This is a genomic window from Nocardioides sp., assembly GCF_036274455.1.
Classification (GTDB): Bacteria; Actinomycetota; Actinomycetes; order Propionibacteriales; family Nocardioidaceae; genus Nocardioides.
Genome location: NZ_DASUFR010000108.1, coordinates 1 through 21,761 on the forward strand (window position 1 = coordinate 1; position 21,761 = coordinate 21,761).

At 72.9% G+C, this 21,761-nt stretch carries 24 protein-coding genes; 13 read left to right on the top strand and 11 right to left on the bottom strand.

The genetic code is table 11. From position 1 onward, the window contains the following. The 5 genes from VFV89_RS10285 to VFV89_RS10305 form a co-directional block, all read left to right on the top strand. Positions 1 to 1,739, top strand: a 1,739-nt coding sequence (locus tag VFV89_RS10285) for an acetyl/propionyl/methylcrotonyl-CoA carboxylase subunit alpha (protein ID WP_329705840.1), incomplete at its 5' end; no start/stop codon positions are given. After that, positions 1,726 to 2,631: a hydroxymethylglutaryl-CoA lyase gene (locus VFV89_RS10290; RefSeq protein ID WP_329705841.1), complete on the top strand. Its 906-nt coding sequence runs from the start codon at positions 1,726 to 1,728 to the stop codon at positions 2,629 to 2,631. The genes VFV89_RS10285 and VFV89_RS10290, both read left to right, overlap by 14 nt. Continuing rightward, positions 2,628 to 3,731 (top strand): hypothetical protein, encoded by a 1,104-nt coding sequence (locus tag VFV89_RS10295; protein WP_329705842.1) that lies wholly within the window; start codon positions 2,628 to 2,630, stop codon positions 3,729 to 3,731. Before VFV89_RS10290 ends, VFV89_RS10295 begins: the two co-directional genes overlap by 4 nt. Beyond that, the gene (locus VFV89_RS10300; protein WP_329705843.1) at positions 3,728 to 4,867 is read left to right on the top strand and encodes a hypothetical protein; all 1,140 of its coding nucleotides are present in this window, start codon (positions 3,728 to 3,730) and stop codon (positions 4,865 to 4,867) included. The genes VFV89_RS10295 and VFV89_RS10300 overlap by 4 nt, the downstream gene beginning before the upstream one ends. Beyond that, positions 4,864 to 6,078: a hypothetical protein gene (locus VFV89_RS10305; protein ID WP_329705844.1), complete on the top strand. Its 1,215-nt coding sequence runs from the start codon at positions 4,864 to 4,866 to the stop codon at positions 6,076 to 6,078. The genes VFV89_RS10300 and VFV89_RS10305 overlap by 4 nt, the downstream gene beginning before the upstream one ends. Here the strand turns inward: VFV89_RS10305 and VFV89_RS10310 are convergent. Next, a complete protein-coding gene (locus VFV89_RS10310; RefSeq protein WP_329705863.1) occupies positions 6,039 to 6,725 on the bottom strand; it encodes an EcsC family protein in 687 nt (228 codons plus the stop codon). The genes VFV89_RS10305 and VFV89_RS10310 overlap by 40 nt on opposite strands. A 151-nt stretch (positions 6,726 to 6,876) precedes the next feature. Between VFV89_RS10310 and aat the strand changes: the two genes are divergently transcribed. After that, entirely contained in the window at positions 6,877 to 7,578 is a 702-nt protein-coding gene (gene aat / locus VFV89_RS10315) for a leucyl/phenylalanyl-tRNA--protein transferase (protein WP_329705845.1), read from the top strand. After that, on the top strand, positions 7,575 to 8,003 hold the full coding sequence (locus VFV89_RS10320; RefSeq protein ID WP_329705846.1) for a hypothetical protein: 429 nt from the start codon (positions 7,575 to 7,577) through the stop codon (positions 8,001 to 8,003). The genes aat and VFV89_RS10320 overlap by 4 nt, the downstream gene beginning before the upstream one ends. Before the next feature lie 158 nt (positions 8,004 to 8,161). On the opposite strand, the gene VFV89_RS10325 is transcribed toward VFV89_RS10320, so the two are convergent. Then, a complete protein-coding gene (locus VFV89_RS10325) occupies positions 8,162 to 8,497 on the bottom strand; it encodes a rhodanese-like domain-containing protein (protein WP_329705847.1) in 336 nt (111 codons plus the stop codon). A gap of 30 nt (positions 8,498 to 8,527) precedes the next feature. Then, complete coding sequence (locus tag VFV89_RS10330; protein WP_329705848.1) at positions 8,528 to 9,412, bottom strand: Fpg/Nei family DNA glycosylase; 885 nt, start codon at positions 9,410 to 9,412, stop codon at positions 8,528 to 8,530. A 144-nt stretch (positions 9,413 to 9,556) separates the two neighbouring features. On the opposite strand from VFV89_RS10330, the gene VFV89_RS10335 reads away from it, so the two are divergent. The 4 genes from VFV89_RS10335 to VFV89_RS10350 all read left to right on the top strand — a co-directional run bounded on the left by VFV89_RS10335 (position 9,557) and on the right by VFV89_RS10350 (position 13,062). Next, on the top strand, positions 9,557 to 9,799 hold the full coding sequence (locus VFV89_RS10335) for a hypothetical protein (protein WP_329705849.1): 243 nt from the start codon (positions 9,557 to 9,559) through the stop codon (positions 9,797 to 9,799). A gap of 117 nt (positions 9,800 to 9,916) precedes the next feature. Then, entirely contained in the window at positions 9,917 to 11,101 is a 1,185-nt protein-coding gene (locus VFV89_RS10340) for an ATP-binding protein (RefSeq protein WP_329705850.1), read from the top strand. 8 nt (positions 11,102 to 11,109) lie between these two features. Continuing rightward, positions 11,110 to 12,699, top strand: coding sequence for an FAD-binding oxidoreductase (locus VFV89_RS10345; RefSeq protein WP_329705851.1), 1,590 nt, complete (start codon positions 11,110 to 11,112; stop codon positions 12,697 to 12,699). A gap of 186 nt (positions 12,700 to 12,885) precedes the next feature. Beyond that, entirely contained in the window at positions 12,886 to 13,062 is a 177-nt protein-coding gene (locus VFV89_RS10350) for a hypothetical protein (protein ID WP_329705852.1), read from the top strand. Between the two features lie 16 nt (positions 13,063 to 13,078). Here the strand turns inward: VFV89_RS10350 and VFV89_RS10355 are convergent, their stop codons facing one another. Then, positions 13,079 to 13,939 carry a hypothetical protein gene (locus VFV89_RS10355; protein WP_329705853.1) on the bottom strand — a complete coding sequence of 287 codons (861 nt, stop codon included), beginning with the start codon at positions 13,937 to 13,939 and terminating at the stop codon, positions 13,079 to 13,081. Between the two features lie 132 nt (positions 13,940 to 14,071). Here VFV89_RS10355 and VFV89_RS10360 point away from each other — a divergent pair, with 132 nt between their 5' ends. Together VFV89_RS10360 and VFV89_RS10365 are read left to right on the top strand one after the other, a co-directional pair. Continuing rightward, positions 14,072 to 14,878, top strand: a complete 807-nt coding sequence (locus tag VFV89_RS10360; protein ID WP_329705854.1) for a glycerophosphodiester phosphodiesterase — start codon at positions 14,072 to 14,074, stop codon at positions 14,876 to 14,878. Between the two features lie 37 nt (positions 14,879 to 14,915). Further along, positions 14,916 to 15,842: a DUF5926 family protein gene (locus tag VFV89_RS10365; RefSeq protein ID WP_329705855.1), complete on the top strand. Its 927-nt coding sequence runs from the start codon at positions 14,916 to 14,918 to the stop codon at positions 15,840 to 15,842. On the opposite strand, the gene VFV89_RS10370 is transcribed toward VFV89_RS10365, so the two are convergent. The 7 genes from VFV89_RS10370 to VFV89_RS10400 all read right to left on the bottom strand — a co-directional run bounded on the left by VFV89_RS10370 (position 15,839) and on the right by VFV89_RS10400 (position 21,699). Continuing rightward, positions 15,839 to 16,780, bottom strand: coding sequence for a hypothetical protein (locus tag VFV89_RS10370; RefSeq protein ID WP_329705856.1), 942 nt, complete (start codon positions 16,778 to 16,780; stop codon positions 15,839 to 15,841). The two genes, VFV89_RS10365 and VFV89_RS10370, sit on opposite strands and share 4 nt — an antisense overlap. A 143-nt stretch (positions 16,781 to 16,923) precedes the next feature. Next, positions 16,924 to 17,964 (bottom strand): adenylate/guanylate cyclase domain-containing protein, encoded by a 1,041-nt coding sequence (locus tag VFV89_RS10375; RefSeq protein WP_329705857.1) that lies wholly within the window; start codon positions 17,962 to 17,964, stop codon positions 16,924 to 16,926. A gap of 1 nt (position 17,965) precedes the next feature. Then, the gene (locus tag VFV89_RS10380; RefSeq protein WP_329705858.1) at positions 17,966 to 18,346 is read right to left on the bottom strand and encodes a cyclic nucleotide-binding domain-containing protein; all 381 of its coding nucleotides are present in this window, start codon (positions 18,344 to 18,346) and stop codon (positions 17,966 to 17,968) included. Between the two features lie 113 nt (positions 18,347 to 18,459). Beyond that, entirely contained in the window at positions 18,460 to 19,131 is a 672-nt protein-coding gene (locus tag VFV89_RS10385) for a hypothetical protein (protein WP_329705859.1), read from the bottom strand. Positions 19,132 to 19,215: 84 nt separating this feature from the next. Beyond that, the gene (locus tag VFV89_RS10390; RefSeq protein ID WP_329705860.1) at positions 19,216 to 20,439 is read right to left on the bottom strand and encodes an arginine deiminase; all 1,224 of its coding nucleotides are present in this window, start codon (positions 20,437 to 20,439) and stop codon (positions 19,216 to 19,218) included. A 55-nt stretch (positions 20,440 to 20,494) separates the two neighbouring features. Next, the gene (locus VFV89_RS10395) at positions 20,495 to 21,085 is read right to left on the bottom strand and encodes a TMEM165/GDT1 family protein (RefSeq protein WP_329705861.1); all 591 of its coding nucleotides are present in this window, start codon (positions 21,083 to 21,085) and stop codon (positions 20,495 to 20,497) included. A gap of 2 nt (positions 21,086 to 21,087) precedes the next feature. Beyond that, complete coding sequence (locus tag VFV89_RS10400; RefSeq protein WP_329705862.1) at positions 21,088 to 21,699, bottom strand: GntR family transcriptional regulator; 612 nt, start codon at positions 21,697 to 21,699, stop codon at positions 21,088 to 21,090. Positions 21,700 to 21,761: the final 62 nt, after the last annotated feature.

Below are 21,761 nucleotides of genomic sequence, written 5' to 3' on the forward strand. Positions count from 1 at the left end.
GGCTCGGGATCACCACCGTGGCGATCCACACCGACGTCGACGCGACCGCCCCGCACGTCCGGGCCGCTGACGAGGCGGTGCACGTCGACAGCTATCTCGACATCGACGCCGTCGTCGCCGCCGCGAAGGGCACCGGCGCGCGGGCGGTCCATCCCGGCTACGGGTTCCTGTCCGAGCGCGCTGCGTTCGCCGAGGCGCTGGAGCAGGCCGGCATCGTGCTCGTCGGCCCGACCGCCACGGTGATGGAGCAGATGGGCCGCAAGGACGCCGCCCGCGAGATCGCGACCGCCGCCGGCGTGCCGGTGGTGCCCCGCGGCGATGACGCTCGCCAAGGAGCCTGGGCCGGCCCGATCCTGGTCAAGGCCGCCGCCGGCGGCGGCGGCAAGGGCATGCGCGTCGTCCGCTCCCAGGACGACTACGACGAGGCGGTGGCCGCCGCGAGACGGGAGGCCGCGAGCGCGTTCGGCGACGACACGATCCTGGTCGAGAAGTACGTCGAGCACGGCCGGCACATCGAGGTCCAGGTGCTGGCGGACACCCACGGCACGGTGCTGCACCTGTGGGAGCGGGACTGCTCCACGCAGCGGCGCCACCAGAAGGTGCTGGAGGAGGCACCCGCTCCACGGATCAGCCCGGCCGTCCGTGAGCTCATCACCTCCTCAGCGGTCGCGCTGGCGAAGCAGGTCGGCTACACCAACGCCGGGACGGTCGAGTTCCTGCTCGACGCCGACACCGATGAGGCGTACTTCCTCGAGATGAACACCCGCCTCCAGGTCGAGCACCCGGTCACCGAGGCGATCACCGGGCTCGACCTCGTCGAGCTGCAGCTCCGGGTGGCCGCCGGCGAGCCCCTCGGCCTGACCCAGGACGACGTGACCGTCTCTGGCCACGCCATCGAGGCCCGGGTCTACGCCGAGGACTCCTTCAACGGCTTCCTGCCCCAGGCCGGCACCGCCACCGTCGTGCACTGGCCGTCGGACGTGCGGGTTGACCAGGCGCTCGAGTCCGGCCAGGTGGTGTCCACGGCGTACGACCCGATGCTCGGAAAGGTGATCGCCCACGGGCCGGACCGCGAGAGCGCACGCCAGGCGCTGGTCGCCGCCCTCGACGACACCGCGATCCTCGGGCTGACCACCAACGCCGGGTTCCTGCGCGCACTGGTGGCGAGCGAGGAGTTCCGCGACGCCGCGATCGACACCGCGTGGCTGGACCGGCACGAGGTGCCCGCCCCCGACCCCGGCCCGGCGCGGGAGCTCGCGGCCTGGGAGGTCTTCCTCCGCGACCGGACCGACGACGGCCCGTTCGCCTCGGACGGGTTCCGGCTCGGCGCCGACCCGGCGCCGGTCGTGGTGGAGCTCGACGAGCTCGTCACGCTCACCGTCCCGCCCGCCGTCCGCCCGGTGGCCGCGGTGCGCCACGACCGGGTCGAGGTGGTCCACCACGGACAGCGGTTCGTGTTCGGGCGACCCGACGTGATGGGCGACCACGGGCCGGCGGTCGCCGACGGCGCGCTCACCGCTCCGATGCCCGGCACCGTGCTCGACGTCCGCGTGGCCGAGGGCGACGCGGTCGAGGAGGGACAGGTGCTCGGCGTGCTCGAGGCGATGAAGATGGAGCTGAGCCTCAAGGCGCCGTTCCCGGGAACCGTCACCACCGTGGGCGCAGCCAAGGGGGAACAGGTGGCGCTCGGGGCGACGTTGTTCGTGGTGGACGGAGGGCAGGGCGATGCAGCTTCCTGAGACGGTCACGATCTACGAGGTCGGCCCCCGCGACGGGCTCCAGAACGAGAAGTCGATGGTCCCCGTCGATGTCAAGGAGCAGTTCGTGCGCCGCCTCCTCGCCGCCGGGCTGCCGGTGGTCGAGGCGACGTCGTTCGTGCACCCGAAGTGGGTGCCGCAGCTGGCCGACGCCGAGGAGCTGATGACCAGGCTCGGCGAGGACGGCAAGGACCTTCCCGTGCTGGTCCCCAACGAGCGCGGCCTCGACCGCGCCCTGGAGCTGGGGCTGCGGCACGTCGCGATCTTCGGCTCCGCCACCGAGACCTTCGCCCAGCGCAACCTCAACCGCAGCCTCGACGAGCAGTTCGCGATGTTCGAGCCCACGGTGAAGCGCGCCCGCGACGCCGGGCTCGACGTCCGCGCGTACGTCTCGATGTGCTTCGGCGACCCGTGGGAGGGCGCGGTGCCGGTCGAGCAGGTGGTCCGCGTGGGCAAGCGGCTCTTCGACCTCGGCGCCGGCCAGCTGAGCCTGGGCGACACCATCGGCGTCGGCACCGCCGGCCAGGTGACCGAGCTGATCGCGGCCTTCGAGGCGGCGGGCATGTCGAAGTCCGACCTGGCCATGCACTTCCACGACACCTACGGCCAGGCGCTGGCCAACACCTACTCCGCACTCCAGTCAGGCATCACCACCTTCGATGCCAGCGCCGGCGGGCTCGGCGGCTGCCCCTACGCCAAGAGCGCCACCGGCAACCTCGCCACCGAGGACCTCGTCTGGCTGCTCAACGGCCTCGGCATCGAGCACGGCGTCGACCTCGACGCGCTCGTGGCCACCAGCGCGTGGATGGCCGGCGAGCTCGGCCGCCCGTCTCCCTCGGCCGTGGTCCGCGCGCTGTCACAATCGGAGGCATGACCCAGCGCCGCGTGTACGTGCACGTCGGTGCGCCCAAGACCGGCACGACCTATCTCCAGGACCGGCTGGCGCTCAACGCCGCCTCGCTGAAGCGGCACGGCTACCGCTACCCGACCGGCACGAACCCGGACATGTTCCTGGCCGCGCTCGACCTCCTCGACCGGCCCTGGGGTGGGATGCGGCCGCAGGCCGAGGGCGAGTGGGAGGCGCTCGTACGCCGGACCCGCCGCGCCCGGGGGACCGTCGTGCTCAGCCACGAGATCCTGGCCGGCGCCAAGCCCGGCGAGGCGCGGCGAGCGCTGGACGACCTGTCGTTCGCGGAGGTCCACGTCGTCTACAGCGCGCGGGACGTGGCCCGGCAGGTCGCGGCCGAGTGGCAGGAGCAGCTGAAGCACCAGAGGAAGGTCTCGTTCCGGACCTTCCTGAAGCAGATCCGCGAGAGCGACCAGCGCGGCGGCTCCAAGCGGGCTACGCGATGGTTCTGGCGGGTCCAGGGGCTGCCCGGCGTGCTCGAGCGCTGGGGCAACGGCCTGGCGCCGTCCCGGGTGCACGTGGTGACGGTGCCGCGGCCCGGGGGTCCGCCGGAGGAGCTGTGGCAGCGGTTCTGCACGGCGCTCGGGATCGACCCGGCCTGGGCACCGCGGGAGGGAGCGCGCAGCAACCCGTCGATCGGCGCCGCCGAGGCGACGCTGCTGCGCCGGGTCAACGTGCGGCTGAAGGAGGCCGGGCTGCCCTCGGACAGCTACCGCGCCCTGGTGCGCCAGCTCGTGGTGCACGAGACCCTGGCGCTGCGGCCGCGGATGACTCCCGTGACGCTGCCACCGGACGCCTACGACTGGGCCGAGGAGGTGGCCCAAGGCTGGATCGACTGGGTCAAGGGCGCCGGTGTCGACGTCGTCGGTGACCTCGACGAGCTGCGGCCGGTGCGCCCGCCGGACGGCACCGAGTGGCACGACCCCGACCGGCCGCGTCCGCGCGAGGTCACCTCGGCGGCGGTCGACGCGATCGTCGCGCTGACCATGGAGGCCGCCCGCCGACCCGACCCGGACGACACGCTGACCTCGCGGGCTGCCCGGTGGGCGCGCCTCCTGCGCCGATGAGCACCTCCGTCGAGCTCGGCCGGGCCCGGGCCTGGGCCTGGGTGGCCCACCTGCGCGCCGGCGGTACGACGCCCTGGGCCGCGTGGCAGTCGGCCGACGGACCGGAGGCCTCTCCACCCCGCGAGCCGATCGCGGGGAGCGCTCGCGGGGGCCGGTTCCTGCCCGGTGCCCAGCAGCTCGAGCTGCTGCGCCGGCTCAACCTCGCGGGCCGCCCGTCCACCGCCCTGGCCGACCGTGTGCTCGCGGCGTCCGCACCGGGCCGCGGCCGCCCCGACCTCGAGCTCGTTGGTGTCGACGTGGACCGCCGGTTCGGTCCGCCCGCCGTCGATCCCGCGGAGCTGCCGGACGACGAGCTGCTGCGGGTGGCGACGGGGTTGCTGGCCGCCGGGCTCGTCGAACGTCGTGAAAGTGCTGTCCCTAGCCCCGATCGGCAGCGGTTTCGCGTCACTCGACGGTTCCGGCCTCGCTACGAGCTGGCCGGCGACCCCTGGCTGGCCGCGGCGTACACCTCCCAGCTCGTCGCGGACGGGCGGCCACCCGGCGGCGGTGGCCGCTCCGTGCACGTGCTCGGGACCGGCGTCGCGGCGATGCTCGCGCACACGTGGGCGGCCGGCGCGTTCGGCGAGGGTGCGCCGAGCTGGCCCGACTTCCTGGCGAAGGTGCGCGCGCGCCGCCGGCTGCCGCGGCGGGTGGCGCTGCCCGAGGTGGTCGACCGGTTCCGGGCCAGGCCGCACACCGGCCGGGTCGGCGTGGTGCTCGACCCGGCGGCGCTGCCGCGGCTGGTCGGCGTACGCCGTCTCGACGCCGTCGTCGACCCGCCCGCCCACGCCACCGAGCTCGCGCGCCAGGTCGGTAGCGCGCTGAGCCTCCTCGTCCTTCCCGCCGAGCAGACCCAGCTGCTCGACACCGTCCTGCGGCCGAGGCTGGCCGCGGCGACCGGAGGGCTCCCGACGGTGCCGCCCGAGCACCGCGACTGGGTGGACGACGCCGCGTTCGCCCTGCGGCAGCGGCTGCTGCGCGCTGGTTACCCTGTCCTCGGGGACCCGGACGTGTTGCTGACCACGCCGCCGGACCGCCCTGTCGGCTCGGTCCTCGACCTGGCGATCGAGCTGCTGCTGGAGGAGGAGGCCACGTGAGCCGGAAGGTCCTCCTCCACGTCGGGACGCCGAAGACCGGGACGTCGTACCTCCAGGACGTGCTGTTCCGCAACCGGGAGGTGCTGGCCGAGGCCGGTATCGCCTACCCCGCCACCCGCCACGACGGCCACTTCCTCGCGGCGCTGGACCTGATGCAGCTGCCGTGGGGCGGGCTGCAGGCCGAGGCGATCGGCGCCTGGGACGCGCTGGCCGAGCAGGTCAGGGCGCACGACGGCACGGCGATCGTCAGTCACGAGATCCTGGCCACCGCGTCGCGGGCCCAGATCGGGCAGGCCCTGGAGTCGCTGGGCCACGGCGACGCGACCGAGGTGCACCTCGTGCTCAGCGTGCGCGACCTGGTCCGCCAGATCCCGGCGGAGTGGCAGGAGAACCTCAAGCACCGCGCCCGGCTGTCCTACGGCGCGTTCCTCGACCAGATCACCGATCCCGAGCGCGCGACCCGGATCGGGGCGTGGTTCTGGGGGGTGCAGGAGATCCCCGACATCCTCGACCGGTGGGGGCAGGACCTCCCGCCGTCGCAGGTCCACCTGGTCACCGTGCCGCCGCCCGGCGGGGCGCCGGAGCTGCTGTGGAAGCGGTTCAGCCAGGCCTTCGGGCTCGACGGCATCGACCTCGACCTCGAGGGCGAGCGGCACAACCCGTCGCTCGGCGCTCCCGAGACCGCGCTGCTCCGGCGGATCAACCGCAAGGCGAACGCCGAGCTGGCGCCGGCCGACTACCGGCCGCTGGTCCGCGAGCTGCTGGCCCACCAGACCCTGTCCCGGCGGACCCGCTCGCCGCGGCTGGCACTGCCCCCGGAGCTGCACCCCTGGGTGCAGGAGCTGTCCGCGTCGTGGATCTCGGAGATCGAGGCGCGCGGCTACGACGTGGTCGGCGACCTCGGTGACCTCGTGGGTGCGCCGCCGGTCACCGACTACACCGACCCGGACCGGCCCCGCGAGCGGCACGTCGCCGCGGCCGCGGTCGACGCGATCACCGCGCTGCTGCTCGACAACGCCCGGATGCGCCACGAGCAGGAGCGGCTGCACGCCGAGCTCGCCGACGTCCGTGGCGCGCTCGAGCGGGCCCACGCGACTCCGTCGTACCGGCTCCGGCACGGGATCGTCGTACGCCTCGAGCGCAGTCGCGCCGGCCGGACCGTGCTCAGCGTCTACCGGCGGGCGCGGGGCAGGAGCTCGCGGTCGGCGTAGCGGCCGACCCTCCATGTGGCGTAGGCGTCGGCACCGAGCCCGACGAAGCCGCCGGCGATCGGGATCTTCCGCGCGACGGTCGAGGCGAGCCGCTTGCCCGCGACGCGGTTGACGAGCTCGGCGGCCACCTCCGCGGAGATGACCCGGTCGAGGTCGGGGTCGTTGACCGGAGCGGTCGCCAGCGCCATCGGCGGTGCGGGGAGCTTGCGCTTCTTCACGAGCGCGTCGACGGTGTCCTCACCGAGCATCGTCATGAGGATCGCGTTGCGCACCCGCGGGTCGTCGAGGTCGTAGCCCCGCAGGTGCGCGATGCCGGCGACCATCCGGCACTGGACCAGGGTCAGCCCGGTGATGTTGGCGGGGACCATGAACGCCATGGTCACCAGGCCGCCGAGGTTGGTGGCGAACCCCTGCGCCGCGGCGTAGCGGACGTGGTTCTCGATCACCTCGTGGATGGCCCGGTCGACGTCGCCCTTCTGCTCCTCAAGCTGGGCTTCCGCGGCCGCGGCGGCCGGCGGCAGCGGCCCGACCCCGGCGATCGCGCGGTGCAGCGCCTCTCCGACGAACGTCGTGGTCAGCCCCGGCGCGAGCTCGCCGATGCGCGGCGCGAGCTGCTTCACTGTCGCGCCGGCGGCCTTGCTGGTCATGCCCACGTGGCAAATCGTACGGAGCGGGAGGTGGGCGGCTCTCATCCTTCGGGGTACCTCACCGTTCGGTCGGCTCCTCTGGCGTTCGAACGCCGGGGCCCCGACCGAACGGTGAGTTACCCCGGCGCCGGCGCCCGCTACCGTCTCCCGGGTGCCGGTCGAGCCCCCTGCGACGCCCTGGGTGTTCCCGGACCCGCGAGACGCCGATGACGACCTGATCGGGATCGGCGCGGACCTGGCCCCGGGCACGCTGCTGGCGGCGTACCGCCGTGGCATCTTCCCGATGCCCGAGCACGGGGTGCGGCCACCGATGCACTGGTTCTCGCCGGTCCACCGTGGGATCGTCCCGATCGACGGCCTGGTCGTCTCGCGGTCGCTGCGCCGCTCGTGCCGGGAGTTCGAGATCCGCGTCGACACGGCGTTCGACGAGGTGGTCGCGGGCTGCGGCGACCCGCGCCGCGACTCGGGCTGGATCACCAGCGACATCGCCGAGGCGTACGGCGAGCTGCACCGCCTCGGCTGGGCGCACTCGGTCGAGGCGTGGCGCGACGGCGAGCTGGCCGGCGGGCTGTACGGCGTCGGGATCGGTGGGCTGTTCGCGGGGGAGTCGATGTTCCACCGCGTCCGCGACGCGTCGAAGGTGGCGCTGGTCGGGCTGGTCTCGCTGCTGACCGAGGACGGAGTCGACGGCCGGTTGCTGGACGTGCAGTGGGTGACGCCGCACCTGGCCACCCTCGGCGCGGTGGAGGTGCCGCGGGCGAAGTACCTCGAGCTGTTGGCGAGGGCGCTGACCCTCCCGGCACCACCCGCGTGGAATCGTGGAGCCGACGCACCGACCCAGGAGGACACATGAAGCTCGGACTTCTGGCCGCCGGCCTCGTCCTCGTCGCGGGCGGTGCGGTGGGCTGCAGCGGTGACGACGACGGCGGAAGCGGTTCGGACGCACCGACGACCAAGGCCTTCTGCGGCGCCCTCGACGACTTCAAGGCCCAGTACGCCACCGCGGACCCGACCAAGGACCTCGAGGCCTACATCAAGACGATCAAGGACGCCGCCGCCCGGCTCGCCGACCTCGGTACGCCGAAGGACATGCCGTCGGACGCCAGGGCCGGCTTCGACCTCACGGTCACGAAGATCAAGGCCCTTCCCGACGACGCGACCGTCGACGACCTCGCGCACATCGGCGACGTCGACGAGGCCGACCAGAGGAAGCTCGACGCCTTCGACGACTACGTCGGCAAGGCCTGCCCGGAGCTCGGCGACCACAGCGGAAGCTAGATGACCGATTCCAAGGGCTCGCACGCTACGCGACGCTCAGCATCCGCGCTGGCGGCGTTGCGGACGCTCGTTGGACGACCAAGTACGACATCGCGCCCGCGCCTTGCCAGCGCGGCGCTGAGCGCCGCTCGCTCGCACGATCCGGTGGAACCAGTCATCTAGACGACCACCGGGGGCTGGCCCGTCTCGCTGACCATCGCGCGTCCGGCTGCCTCCCACTCCAGCAGCCCGCCGTCGAGGTTGACCGCGTCGCGGCCCTGCTGGACCAGCCAGGCGACCACGCGCGCCGACCGCGCGCCGACCTTGCACACGACGAGCGTCTGGGCGTCCGGGAGCTCGTCGGTGCGGCCGGGCAGCTCCGACATCGGGATGTGCAGCGCACCCTCGATGTGGCCGTACTGCCACTCCACAGGCTCGCGGACGTCGAGGACGACGAGGCCCTCGGGCAGCGGGTCGGGGACGCCGGAGATCGCCACGGTGGGGGTGCCGTCCATGTGGTCAAGTTGACCACGAGGTGGGTGCGGCTACTTGAGCAGCTTGCTCATCCGGCGGTCGGCGAGCGGCTTCCCGCCCGTCTGGCAGGTCGGGCAGTACTGCAGGCTGGAGTCGGCGAAGGACACCTCACGCACGGTGTCGCCGCAGACCGGGCAGGCCTCGCCGGTGCGGCCGTGCACGGCCATGTTGGACTTCTTCTCGCCCTTCAGCTCGCTCATCGCCAGCCCCCGGGACCGCTCGACAGCGTCACCGAGGGTGACCCGGATGGCGTCGTACAGCACCACCAGGTCGGTGTCGTCCCCTCCGGCGCCCTCGAGCACCGAGGCCGCGGACCGATAAGGCGACATCCGGGCGGCGTGCAGGATCTCGTCGGAGTAGGCGTTGCCGATGCCGGCGATGGTGCCCTGGTGGCGCAGCACCCCCTTGATCTGCTTGCGGCCCTCCGCCCGGAGGATCTCCTGGAACCGCTCGAGGGTGAAGTCGTCGGTGAGCGGGTCGGGGCCGAGGGTCGCGATGCCGGGGACGTCGTGCGGGTCGCGCACGAGGTAGATGGCCAGCCGCTTCTTGGTGCCGGCCTCGGTGATGTCGAGGCCGGACTGGTCATCGAGGACGACCCGGGCGGCCAGCGGGTTCTTGCCGCCGGGCCGGGGCGGCAGCGTCGGCACCTCGTCACGCCAGCGGATCCAGCCGCCGCGGGCCAGATGGACGACCAGGTGCAGCCCGCCGACGTGCATGTCGAGGAACTTGCCGTGCCGGGTTACGTCGTCGACCATCAGCCCTTCGAGCGCGCGCAGCGGGGGGTCGAAGGTCTTCAGCGCGCTGAACGCCGCGATGTGCACGGTCGCGATGGCATGCCCGTCCAGCCGGCCCTTCAGGTCGAGGGCCAGTGCTTCCACCTCGGGGAGCTCGGGCACGCCTGAAGTCTAGGTGGGACCACCCGCCGGGATAGTCCGTGACGATTCGGTCGTACGAACACCGTTCTCCACAACCAAATCGTCACGGACTATCCCGGCGGCGGAACCGGTGACAGCCATGGGAGCGAGGGGCATGATGGCGAGATGGACGCCGCGCGGCCGCTTCCCGCGGTGGGGTCGATCTTCTTCGACGCCCGCGGCGAGGACCGCGCGCTCCGCGTCTCCTGGCACCAGGAGTCGGACCTCGTGGTGCTCTCGCTGTGGCGCGACAACGTCTGCGCGGCGTCGTTCCGCCTCTCCGTGGACGAGGTGCCCGAGCTGATCGAGCTGCTCCGGGACGGTCTCGACCGGGCCTACCGCCACGCACCGACGCGCACCACCGCCTGAGCCCGGTTCGTCTGCGGTGCGACCGGGAGCCGCGTCCTCGGCGCCGCGCAGACGAATCGCCGACGGGGCCGGGGCAAATCTAAGGAATCGGCTAGACGACGCCATACGGTCATAGCCGTGGACCCGGTCCGGAACCCCTACGCGCCCGGCGCCGGCCAGCGGCCACCGGAGCTGGCGGGCCGCGACGAGCAGCTGCGCGCCTTCGACGTCGTCCTCGAGCGCGTGGCCCGGCACCGCCCGGAGCGCTCGCTGGTGCTGACCGGGCTGCGCGGCGTCGGCAAGACAGTCCTCCTCAACACCATGCGCGGGCAGGCGGTGCGCAAGGGCTGGGGGACCGGCAAGCTCGAGGCGCGCCCGGAGCAGTCACTGAGGAGGCCGCTGGCCGGCGCGCTGCACCAGGCGGTGCGCGAGCTCGGGCACCAGGACGCGGACCACGTGCTCGGGGTCGTCCGCTCCTTCGCCGAGCGGCAGGCCGGCCCCGACGCCAGGCTGCGCGACCGGTGGAGCCCGGGCATCGACGTACCCGCAGTGCGCGGCCGGGCCGACTCCGGCGACGTCGAGATCGACCTGGTCGAGCTGATGAACGACGTGGGCGGCCTCGCCGCCGACCTGGGCAAGGGCGTCGCGGTGTTCGTCGACGAGATGCAGGACCTCGGTCCCGACGACGTCTCCGCGCTCTGCGCCGCGTGCCACGAGGTCAGCCAGTCCGGGCTGCCGGTGATCGTGGTGGGCGCCGGCCTGCCGCACCTGCCGGCGGTGCTGAGCGCCAGCAAGTCCTACTCCGAGCGGCTGTTCTCCTACCAGCGCATCGACCGCCTGACCCGCGAGGAGGCCGACCGCGCGCTGACCGCACCGGCCGCGGAGGAGGACGCGGCCTACGACGACGACGCGCTCGCCGCGATGTACGCCGCGACCGGGGGCTACCCCTACTTCATCCAGGCCTACGGCAAGACGGTCTGGGACCACGCTCCGCGCTCGCCGATCACCGCCGGTGACGTCGGGGTCGCCGCCCCCGAGGCCGAGCGCGAGCTCGCGGTGGGCTTCTTCGGCAGCCGCTACGAGCGCGCGACACCGGGGGAGCGCGACTACCTGCGGGCCATGGCCGACGCGGCTGGGCCGGACGCCGACGCGGTCGGCTCGGTGGGCACTGCCGAGGTCGCCGACGTTCTCGGCAAGAAGCCGCAGTCGCTCTCCCCGGCCCGCGACTCCTTGCTGAAGAAGGGGCTCATCTACTCCGGCGAACGCGGGCGGATCGCCTTCACCGTGCCGCACTTCGGGCGCTACCTGCGCCAGCACGCCTGAGCCCGACGATGGCCGCCAGGACCCGATCGTGGTGGGGCTGGGGCACCGTCGAGGACGCGGTGGCCGGCGACGAGCTGCGGGCGCTCCTCGACCGGGTCCGGGCGCTCCTGCCCGATGCCGGGCTCGAGAGCCACGCGCCGCCACCGGTCGAGGCGTTCGAGGTGCCGCCCAGCCGGGTCCGGCCGCCGGCCGCCCTCTCACCGCTGGCCTCGGAGGCGCCGACCGATCGGCTCGCGCACAGCCACGGCAAAGCGTTTCGCGACGTCGTCCGCGCCCTGCTCGGCCGGGTCGAGCACGTGCCCGACCTCGTCCTCCGCCCCACGCAGGAGGCCGAGGTCGCCCAGCTCCTCGACTGGTGCAGCGAGGCCCGCGTGGCCGTGGTGCCCTACGGCGGCGGCTCGTCGGTGGTCGGCGGCGTCGAGCCCCGGGTCGGCGACGGCTACGCGGGAGTGGTGAGCCTCGACCTGGGCTCCCTGGACCGGGTGCTCGAGGTCGACCCGACCAGCAGGGCAGCGCTGGTGCAGGCGGGCGTGCTCGGCCCGCACCTCGAGCAGCAGCTCCGGCCGCGCGGCCTCACCCTGCGGTTCTTCCCCCAGTCCTTCGAGTTCTCCTCCGTCGGCGGCTGGCTCGCGACGCGTGCCGGTGGCCACTTCGCCACCGGCCCGACCCACATCGACGACCTCACCGAGTCGCTGCGCGTCGTTACCCCGGCCGGCGTCGTCGAGTCCCGCCGGCTGCCCGCCTCCGGCGCGGGGCCGGCCCCGGACCGGATGTTCCTCGGCTCGGAGGGCACCCTCGGCGTCATCACGCAGGCCTGGCTGCGCCTGCAGGACCGGCCGCGGTGGCGCGAGGCCGCGTCGGTGGCGTTCGCGTCGTACGACGACGGCGTGCAGGCGGTCCGGACCTTGTCCCAGTCCGGGCTGCAACCTGCGAACTGCCGGCTGCTCGACCCCGTCGAGGCGCTGGTCAACGCGGACTCGCCTACCGCGGTCCTCGTCCTCGGCTTCGAGTCGGCCGACCACCCGGTCACCGCCTCGATGGGCCGGGCGCTCGAGCTGTGCCGCGATCACGGTGGCGTGCTCCCCGAGTCGGCCGGGCCCACCGAGGCGACGGACGACGCCGGCAGTCGCTGGCGCTCGGCGTTCCTGCGCATGCCCTACCAGCGCGACGCGCTCGCGGCGCACGGCATGATCGTCGAGACCTTCGAGACCGCCTGCACGTGGGACCGGTTCCCCGAGGTCCGCGCCGCGGTCGAGACCGCGGCCGCGGACGCGATGCGGCAGGTCGGTGCGACCGGAGTGCTGAGCTGCCGGTTCACCCACGTCTACCCCGATGGCCCGGCGCCGTACTTCGGCATCTACGCCGCGGGCCGGTGGGGCCGGACCGTCGAGCAGTGGGACGAGATCAAGGCCGCGGTCTCCGAAGCGCTCGTCGGTGCCGGCGCGAGCATCACCCACCACCACGCCGTCGGCCGCGACCACCGGCCGTGGTACGACCGCCAGCGTCCCGACCTCTTCGCGGCCGCCCTGCGTGCGGGCAAGGCGGTGCTCGACCCGGCCAGCGTGCTCAACCCCGGGGTGTTGCTCGGCCCGGGATGAGGACCGCCGGCCGCGATCAGCTGTGATCTGCGCCTCTGAGTACCTCAGCTGAGTACCTCAGGCGGACCGCGGCGTCCGCGCGGCCTGGAAGCCGCGACAGACATAGGGACTTAGCCCGATTGGCCGATGCCGTCTCAGGACCAGAGTCGATGACGTCAGCAGGACCCACCCCCCCGGGAGCACGTCATGAACTCGATCACCCTGAGCCCCCACGTCGCCCTCGAGCTCGTCCACGCGCTCGAGGCCGAGCGCACCAGGACAGCCCGCCCACCCCGACGCAGCCGCAAGCTGCGTTCCGGCCGCCGCCGCTCGCCGGCTCCGTGGCCGCTGGTCTGGGCCCGGCGCGTCGCGCTCACCGGCTGAGGCCGCGTGCGCGCCGCTACTCGGGCGCGCCGTCCTCGGCGTACTGCACCGTTTGCAGGATCCAGAACGCCGTGAACGCCACCAGCAGCAGGGCCTCGACGACGAAGACCCAGTGCGCGAACGGCTCGGAGCCGGTGGCGGCCTTGACGACGAACAGCACCAGCGCGCCGCCGATGACGACACCCATGGAGTAGGCGATCGCGCGGTAGGCGCGCTTGAAGGCGGCGTACGACCGGCCCATGGGCAGCGTGCCGCCGGCTGCCACGAACTCTTCGACCCGGGCGGCGTTGACCAGTGCCACCGCGACGATCAGCCCGAACATCGGGACCGCCGTGCCGTAGTGCGCGAAGCTCAGGAACGAGTCACGACCCACCGCGAACCAGATCGTGAAGCCGACCAGGCCGGCGGCCGCCAGCCCGAGGGCGACGAGGTCGCCGCGCTCGTGGTCGCCGCGGCGCACCGTGCGCGCGGCGAACAGCAGCCCCAGTGCGCCGACCACGACCAGGGCCTCGACGTTGTTCACCACGCCGGGGACGAAGGCCTGCGGCACGCAGCGCCCGGAGCCGCTGCAGTCGGCGTCCTCGAGCGGTGTCGGGACCATCGCGACGACCGGTGCGCACATCCCGGCCAGGTTGAGCATCAGGTCCTCGCGCGGCCGGTCCCGGCCCTTGATGGCGATCAGGCAGACACCCATCGCGGTGAGCGTGCCGACGAAGACGCTGCGGACCGGCGTGTAGTAGTACGCGCTGATCGAGCCCTGCCACTCGGTGTCGCCGAAGGCGATCTCGATCACCAGCGAGACGCCGAGGAAGACCGCGAGGGCGACGAGGCCGACGCGCAGGTAGAGGTAGGTCTTCCGGGCGGACCCGCTCTCCATGGCCATGCCTCGTCGTACCACCTCGTCGCGGCGGCCGGACAGCGCCGGCCGGGCTATTGACGCCGTCGGACGCCGCGGAACGCCAGCGCCCCCATCCGCGGCTTTGCCGTCGGGACGCGTCACAATGGCGCCATGCCTCGGTCCGCGGCGCCGCCGCAGGTGGTCGCGCACCGGGGCGCGAGCTTCGAGAACGCCGAGCACACCCTCGGCGCCTACCTCAAGGCGCTGGACGCCGGGGCCGAGGGGCTCGAGTGCGATGTCCGGCTCACCGCCGACGGTCACCTGGTCTGCGTGCACGACCGTGACCTGCGGCGCACCGCGGCCCGCAAGGGGCTGGTCTCCAACGCGAACCTGGAGGACCTCGAGGCGCTCGACTTCGCGTCGTGGAAGAACCCGTGGGCCGAGCTCGACGACGAGGCCCCGGACCGCGACGCGAAGCTCGACGGGGTGCTCACCCTGCGCAAGCTGCTGGAGGCGGTCGCCGACTATGACCGCCGGGTCGAGGTGGCGATCGAGACCAAGCACCCGACCCGCTACGGCGGGCTGGTCGAGCGCCGGGTCGCGGACATGCTCCACGACTTCGGCTGGGACCAGGCCGGCCACGGCCAGCCGAGCCCGGCCCGGGTGATGAGCTTCAGCCACACGGCCCTCCAGCGGATGGAGCGGCTGGCGCCGGGGGTCCGCCTGGTGCAGCTGCTGGAACGGCCGCCGTACTGGCCGATGCTGCGCCGCGTCGTCGGCGCGGACTGGGTGCTCGGCCCGGGCATCGAGCTGCTGACCGAGCACCCCAGGCTGGCCGAGCGGATCGTCGGCGCCGGCCACGACGTGCACGTGTGGACGGTGAACACCGAGCCGGAGCTGCGGCTGTGCCAGGAGCTCGGAGTGAAGGCGGTGATCACCGACAGGCCGGCGTACATCCTGGAGCTGCTGGGCCGGTAGGGCGGGGTACAGACGCCGGGGCACTAACGTCGGTCGCATGGCGAAGAAGTCACGCATCAAGGCCCGCGAGACCGCTCCCGGCGAGGTCGGGCCCCGGCAGCCCTGCCCGTGCGGCTCGGGGAAGCGCTTCAAGGCGTGCCACGGGGCCGAGGGTGGCGCCGGTGGCGTCTACGTCGCGCGGCCGTTCGAGGGGCTGCCCTCGGAGTGCGACGTCGTCGCGATGCGTGAGCTGGTGCCGTCCGCGACGGCGCCGATCTCGGTCAAGGGGACCGACAAGCCGGTGCTGCTCTGCACGCTCCTGCCGATGGCCGCGCCGGCGATGGTCCGCGACAGCGGCCAGCTGTGGCTGGGGCTGCAGGTGCAGCACAGCTTCGGCGACCCTTCCCGGGACCTGGGCGCCGTGCTGCAGGCGGCCATCGACGCCGAGGAGTCCGGCATCATCGGGCTGACCGACCCGCCCGGCCCCGGCCCGCGGCTCCAGGACCTGGTGACCGACAAGGAGCTGAAGGTCACCGTGCACGACGGCTTCGACTTCTGGATCTCCGACGTCGAGGAGAAGGACGACCTCGCGGCCGCGCTCGAGCAGGCGAACGCCGCCGCCAACCCGACCGAGCGGCTGACCCAGGTCGAGGCGGCGTACTGGACCAACGTCGGCACCAAGGAGCACCTCCGCTGGGTGATGCCCGAGCCCGAGGACGAGCTGCTCGACGCGCTGGCGCGGCTGCACGTGGCCGGCAGAGACGTCATCGTCGAGGGTGCCCGGCTGGTCGGGATGTTCCGTGCGCACGGCCTGCTCGCCCCGGTCTGGGACCTGCCCGTCGGCACCGGGCCGGAGGCGCTCGAGGACCCGGCCTCGACGTTCAAGGCGGACCTCGATGCGGCGCTGGCCAACTCCTCCGCGCTGACCGGTGACGAGCGCTCGGCCCGCTCCGGGCTGGCCAACCGTCAGGTCACGATTCGCTAGCCGCGTGGCCTCTTCGGTTTGACCTTGAACTGCACGGTCACCGGGTCGCCCGCGACACCGACGGGGCTGGTCGCCTGGATGCGCACCGTGTGCGTCCCGGTCAGGAGCTTGCTCTTGAACGGCGAGTGGCAGGGCTTGAACGCCCGGCCGTCGACGCTGCAGCCGAACGCCGACCCGGCGAGGTTGGCTGTGAACTTGATCCGCACCCTGGGTCCGGCGACCCGCTTGGCCGGCGCCTTGGTGATGCGGACCACCGGCGCGGGGCACGGGTCGTGGACCGCGGCCAGCTGCGGGCAGCCGTCCTGGCTGGCGTCGCCGTAGCCGTCGCCGTCGACGTCCGGCTCGAGGACGGCGGAGATGTTGACGAACTGGTGGAGCTGGCTGACCGTCGGGGGACCGAATGTCGTCTCGCCGTCGAGGACCTCCTCCGCCGTGATCTGGTCGATGGTGCCCCCGGGCGCGATGCAGCGGAGGTTCGGGTCGACCGTGCGCAGGGTCAGGATCTCTCCGGCGTGCACGGGCATCCGCACGGCGAAGGTGTTGAGCTGGTTCGGCGTGAGGGTCAGCTTCGCGCTGCGCTGGGTCACGTTGTAGACGAAGTCGGTGCCCGCGGGCGCGATGAACGCCGCCTGGATCCGGCCACTGACCCCGCTCGCGAAGTGGGACACCGAGGTGACGACGCCGTCGTAGGGGACGCGGTACGGCGCCTTGTCGGGGTCCTGGAAGGCCTGGTACCAGAGGAAGTTCACGAGGCACGCCGAGCTGCCGGTCGGGGCGACCCGGCCCAGGGTCACCGGCCCGACGGCCGAGCGAGGAGCCGGTGCGGCTGTCGTCCGAGCTGCGGGTGGACCGGTCCTGGCCGCGTCGGCCGGGATGCTGGTGAGGCAGAGAGAGATGGTGGCGGCCGCCGCCAGGGCGAGCCAGCGGAACCGCTGCACGGCCGCATCATGTCGGAGAACCCGAGGACGCGGTAGCAGCGCGCGTCCTCGGGCGCGTCTCCGACAGCGAGACACGCCGGCGGTACCCACGCGAGGACTTGTCCATCCGGCCGCGGCCGGCCCGTCGTTCTGCAGCCGGATCGTCAGGAGCCGGCCCGGCGCAGCACCCAGGCCTGGAGCCGGGCGTACCCCTTGACCGACGTACGCCGCATCCTCCTGAACGCGAAGTCACCGTGCTCGTGGTCGTCGTGGTCATCGTGGTCATCGGGGTCGTCGGTCAGCTCGTCGTGTGCGCCGCGGTCGACCAGCACCGATCCGGGCCGGGCGAGCGAGGTGAGCCGGGAGGCGATGTTGACGGTGGGGCCGAACACGTCACCGAGCCGCAAGACCACATCGCCGTACGCGAGCCCCGCGCGCACCGCCGGGAAGTCGTCGTCGGCGTCCGACCCGCGCGCGGTCATGGTGAGCGCGACGTCGGCGGCCGCTTCGGCGTGGTCGATGACGAACAGCACCTCGTCGCCGATGTTCTTGATCACCCGTCCGCCGTGATCGACGACGAGGCCCGAGCACTCGTCCTCGAAGTACTCGACCCATCGCACCAGCCCGGCCTCGTCCAGCTCCTTGCTGCGCGAGGTGAAGCCGACGATGTCGACGAAGACCACCGCCATCGGTGCGGTGTCCGAGCCTGCGGAGTCGCCGGCCAGCAGCCGGTTGCCGGCACTGGCGAGGTGCCGGCGCCAGACGTAGGACTGCAGCGCCTCGACCCGCGGCAGCACCTCGGAGGCCAGGTCGGCGACCTGCCGCGCCGGGTCCGGACTCTGCAGCGCCACGTCGGTGAGCAGCCTGGTCTGCCACTCGGCGAGCCGCGCGTAGCTCCGGCCCCACGTCCGGACCAGCGCGGCCTGGTGCTCCGCGCTGAGGACGCCGAGCTCCATGAGGTCGCGGGTGTACTCGAGCGCCCGGACGTCCGCGGGGGTGAACGCGACCGCGTCGTCCGCCTGGTGCGGGAAGCCGAGCCGGCGCCAGAGCTCCTCGGCGACCTCGAGCGGTACGCCGGCCTGCTCGCAGACCTCGGCCCGGGTCAGCGTCGGGGCGTCGCCGAGGAGGTACCGCTCGACGACGTCGAGCGCCTCGGAGAGGTCGGCGTGGTCGGCGTGGTCGGCGTGGTCGGCCGCGGCGTCCACGTCAGCTGGTGGTCTGCGGGAACCGTGCGGCGGCGGTCTTCTCCAGCGCCTCGTGGAACGTCGGCATCTCGACGTCGAGCCGGTCGAGCTGCTCCTTGGTGAAGTGGATCAGCTCCAGCGGGGTGAGCGCGACGATGGTCGCGGTCCGCAGCGAGTGGTTGAGGATCGCCCGCTCGCCCACGATGTCGCCCGGGCCGAGCCGGGCCACCTCGGTGCCGTGGGACCGGACCGAGACGGTGCCGTCGAGGACGACGTAGGCCTTGTCGGCGGCCGTCGACTCCGAGATCGGCGCCCAGCCCTCGGGCAGCGTCACCCGGGTCCCGGACGCACTGATGCGGGCGATCTCCTCGGGTGTGAACATCGAGAAGAAGGTGTCTGCCATCGTCAGCCTTTCGGTCGGTCGTGCCCGGGCGTGGTCGTGTTGACCACGCCCCGGGTGCACCCTGACCAACGAGGCAGGCCGCGCGAAGGCACGGTCCGGGAGCAGGCTGCTGACTAGGGCGCGCCGACGATGTGGAAGGTCACGGTCTCGACGTCGGAGGCGACCCCGAGCCGCTCCAGGTCGCGCCGGTCGACCCTGCCGTCCTGGTTGAGGTCGGGGACGACGGCCGGGGCGTCGTCGAGCACGCCGTCGTGGTCGAGGTCCTTGACCACGGCGACGGTGATGGTGCTGTCGACGTCCGTGCCGAACAGCGGGCCACCGACGATCCAGGTGTCCTGGACCTCGAACCCGTCGCGCGAGTGGTCGGTGACGCCGGTGAGGTTGAACAGGTTGGCCAGGTTGGTGCCCGGACCCGAGAAGCCGGGCTGGGTCGCGCTCGTGGTGCTGGACAGCACGACGAGGCCGGGGAGGTGGTCGTCGGCGCCGGTGGAGAAGGTGCCCGGGAACGGCGGCACGTTGTTGTGCCCGGCCGGGCCGGTGAGCTGGGTGCCGGTGAACCCGGTCGCCGCGGTGGACAGGTCGCGGAAGCCAACCTTGACGTCGACGAACCAGCCGGCGCCCGCCGTACCCGCTCGGTCACCGGGACGCGGCGAGAGGATGTCGACGTCCACCTTGCCGTGAGCGTGACCGTCCTGTCCGTGGCGGTGGCTGGGTGCGGCGGTGGCCACGCCGGCGAGCGCGCAGGTCATGGCGATGGTGGACAGGGCGGCGATGGTCTTGTGCATGCCGGGTGCACGTGCGGCTCGCCGGCCGGGTTCGGGCCGCGCCCGAACTCTCATCAAACCCTCATCCCGCGGTTGCGCCGCAGGTCAGCCGAGCGGCTCCCGCGAGATCGGGCAGCTCATGCAGCGCGGCCCACCACGGCCCGACCCGAGCTCGGAGCCGGCGATCCGGACCACCTCGATGCCGGCGTCCTCGAGGCGGGCGTTGGTCTCGTCGTTGCGCTCGTAGGCGACGGCGACCCGCGGTGCCAGGGCGAGGGTGTTGTTGCCGTCGTCCCACTGCTCGCGCTCGGCGGTGACCGGGTCGAGGCCGGTGTCGATGTGGTGCAGGGTGTCGATGCTCATCGCCTTGGCCGCTGCCACCAGGAACGGCTCGGCCTCGGAGACGTCGAGGACGAGGTCGCCCTCCGGCTCCGCGTCACCGTTCGGCTTGACGGTGTAGGCGACCAGGGAGTCGGCCATGTTGGGGTAGACGACCATCTTGTCGACGTCGACGAGCGTGCAGATGGTGTCGAGGTGCATGGTTGCCCGCTCCTGGGCGATCGGCACCGCGAGCACGGTGTGCGCCAGCCCGGCCCGGAAGCACTGCCGGGCCAGCCGCTCGGCGCCCGCGGGCGTCGTGCGCTCGCCGCAGCCGACCGCGATGACGCCGGGTGCCAGCAGCAGCACGTCACCGCCCTCGACGTGCTCGAGGTGGGCGCCGTGCATCCGCGGGGTGCCGGCGAACCGCGGGTGCCGGCTGTAGATCAGCTCGGTCAGCTCGGTCTCGCGCTTGCGCGCGGGCATGGCCAGGGAGGTGATCGCGACCCGGTCGCGCACCCATACCGACGAGTCGCGGGTGAACAGCAGGTTGGGCAGCGGGTCGATGAGGAAGTCGTCGTGTGCCAGCAGGCTGGTCACCAGCCCGAAACCCCCGCGGACCTCGTCGTTGCGGATGCCGGCGGTGAGGTACGTCGTCAGCTCGGCGGGCGGCGCGTCCTCGAGCAGCCCCTCCAGGTAGCCGCGCATCGTGTCGCCGAGGTCGAGGTCGCGCAGCGCCTCCTCGATGGCCGCCGCCCGGGCGTCCTCCTGCTCGAGGGTCTCGGTGAGCAGGTCGGTCAGGTAGAGGACCTCGACGTCACGGCTGCGCAGCTCGGCGGCGAACGCGTCGTGCTCGTCCTGGGCGCGGCGCACCCACGGGATGCCGTCGAAGAGGAGCTTGTCGTTGTTGCGAGGCGTGAGCCGCTTCAGCTCCGGTCCCGGCCGGTGCAGCAGCACGGTCCGCAGCCGGCCGACCTCGCTGTCCGCGCCGTGGGGGGCCTGGTCGGTCATGCGCGGAACTCTAACCAGCGCCCGGCCGGCAGCCGGGCCCTCGCGGTGTGCCGGTTCAGCGGACCAGCTCCACGAAGGTCAGCGCCGCGAGCAGCAGGCAGACCGCGGCGCCGACGTAGTGCAGCACGTGCAACGAGACGAACCTCAGCAGCGTGCGGCCGGCCACCACGGCGAGCCCACTGACCACCATCAGCGCGGCGAGGGCGCCGATGAAGACGCTCACCGGCGCTTCGTACTTGGCCACCAGGGAGATCGTCAGGAGCTGCGAGAGGTCGCCCCACTCGGCGGCGAAGAGGACCAGGAACGACGCCAGCACCGCCCGCCAGCCGGTGGCTGCCTTGGCGGCCTCGGCGTACTCCTCGCCGGAGTCCTGCTGGTGGCTGCGCCCCTCGCGGATGAGGATCACCGCCCCGGCCAGGAACATGACCAGCACGACCGTCCGCACCAGGGTCTCGGGCAGGAACGACGCCGCGTGGCCGAGCAGGACCGCCACCGTGGTCTGGACGGCGAAGGCAGCGCTCACTCCGAGCCAGACCAGGATCGGGCGGTACTTCGTGGCCAGCACCAAGGTGGCGAGGAAGGTCTTGTCGGGCAGCTCGACGACGAAGATCGCACCGAAGGTGAGCACGAGGGCGGTGACGTCCATGGTCAGGAAAGCCTCGCACCGACCTCCGCCTGGCTCTCGAGCAGGTGGAGCCGGAGCTCGTGCCGCGCGGTCTCGAGGTCGCGCCGACGGAGCTCCCGCGCGATCCGCACGTGGGCACGGTGCATCTCGGCGGGATCCTCGTGCCGGGTCAGCACCCAGCGCATCCGGCCTGCGACCGGCTCCATGACGGCTGCCACGACCGGGCCTGCCAGCTCGGCCAGGACCACGTGGAACTCGGCGTTCCTCACCCGCGCCTCGTCGGCGGTGCCGCGCCGCAGAGCGTCCCGGGCGCGGCCCAGCACGTCGTCGAGCCGGTCGAGGTCGACCTCGCTCGCGTGGGAGATGATCCGCTCGCAGATGAGGTCCTCGAGCGCGCCGCGGACGTCGAAGAGAGCGTCGACATCGTCCCGGTCGAGGCCGCGCACCACCATGCCGCGGGTGGCCCGCTCCTCGGCCAGCCCCTCGTGGACCAGCTCTCGCAGTGCCTCGCGCACCGGGATGCGGGAGACGCCGAGCCGCTCGGCCAGCCGGCGCTCGACCAACCGGTCGCCGGGTCGGAGGTCGCCGGTGAGCACCAGGTCCCGGATCCGGTCGCGGACGCTCTGGTCTGCCATTTTGGTCGACCACCTTCTTGGTATACCTTTTGGCATACCAGTTTGGTATACCAAGAATGAGC

Coding starts and splice junctions, on each gene's coding strand:
- VFV89_RS10400 (WP_329705862.1), bottom strand. CDS start 21,699: ATGGCAGACCAGAGCGTCCGCGACCGGATCCGGGACCTGGTGCTCACC.
- VFV89_RS10355 (WP_329705853.1), bottom strand. CDS start 13,939: ATGGAGAGCGGGTCCGCCCGGAAGACCTACCTCTACCTGCGCGTCGGC.
- VFV89_RS10385 (WP_329705859.1), bottom strand. CDS start 19,131: ATGCACAAGACCATCGCCGCCCTGTCCACCATCGCCATGACCTGCGCG.
- VFV89_RS10360 (WP_329705854.1), top strand. CDS start 14,072: ATGCCTCGGTCCGCGGCGCCGCCGCAGGTGGTCGCGCACCGGGGCGCG.
- VFV89_RS10380 (WP_329705858.1), bottom strand. CDS start 18,346: ATGGCAGACACCTTCTTCTCGATGTTCACACCCGAGGAGATCGCCCGC.
- VFV89_RS10365 (WP_329705855.1), top strand. CDS start 14,916: ATGGCGAAGAAGTCACGCATCAAGGCCCGCGAGACCGCTCCCGGCGAG.
- VFV89_RS10300 (WP_329705843.1), top strand. CDS start 3,728: ATGAGCACCTCCGTCGAGCTCGGCCGGGCCCGGGCCTGGGCCTGGGTG.
- VFV89_RS10290 (WP_329705841.1), top strand. CDS start 1,726: ATGCAGCTTCCTGAGACGGTCACGATCTACGAGGTCGGCCCCCGCGAC.
- VFV89_RS10390 (WP_329705860.1), bottom strand. CDS start 20,439: ATGACCGACCAGGCCCCCCACGGCGCGGACAGCGAGGTCGGCCGGCTG.
- VFV89_RS10335 (WP_329705849.1), top strand. CDS start 9,557: ATGGACGCCGCGCGGCCGCTTCCCGCGGTGGGGTCGATCTTCTTCGAC.
- VFV89_RS10345 (WP_329705851.1), top strand. CDS start 11,110: ATGGCCGCCAGGACCCGATCGTGGTGGGGCTGGGGCACCGTCGAGGAC.
- VFV89_RS10295 (WP_329705842.1), top strand. CDS start 2,628: ATGACCCAGCGCCGCGTGTACGTGCACGTCGGTGCGCCCAAGACCGGC.
- VFV89_RS10350 (WP_329705852.1), top strand. CDS start 12,886: ATGAACTCGATCACCCTGAGCCCCCACGTCGCCCTCGAGCTCGTCCAC.
- VFV89_RS10310 (WP_329705863.1), bottom strand. CDS start 6,725: ATGACCAGCAAGGCCGCCGGCGCGACAGTGAAGCAGCTCGCGCCGCGC.
- VFV89_RS10325 (WP_329705847.1), bottom strand. CDS start 8,497: ATGGACGGCACCCCCACCGTGGCGATCTCCGGCGTCCCCGACCCGCTG.
- VFV89_RS10320 (WP_329705846.1), top strand. CDS start 7,575: ATGAAGCTCGGACTTCTGGCCGCCGGCCTCGTCCTCGTCGCGGGCGGT.
- VFV89_RS10395 (WP_329705861.1), bottom strand. CDS start 21,085: ATGGACGTCACCGCCCTCGTGCTCACCTTCGGTGCGATCTTCGTCGTC.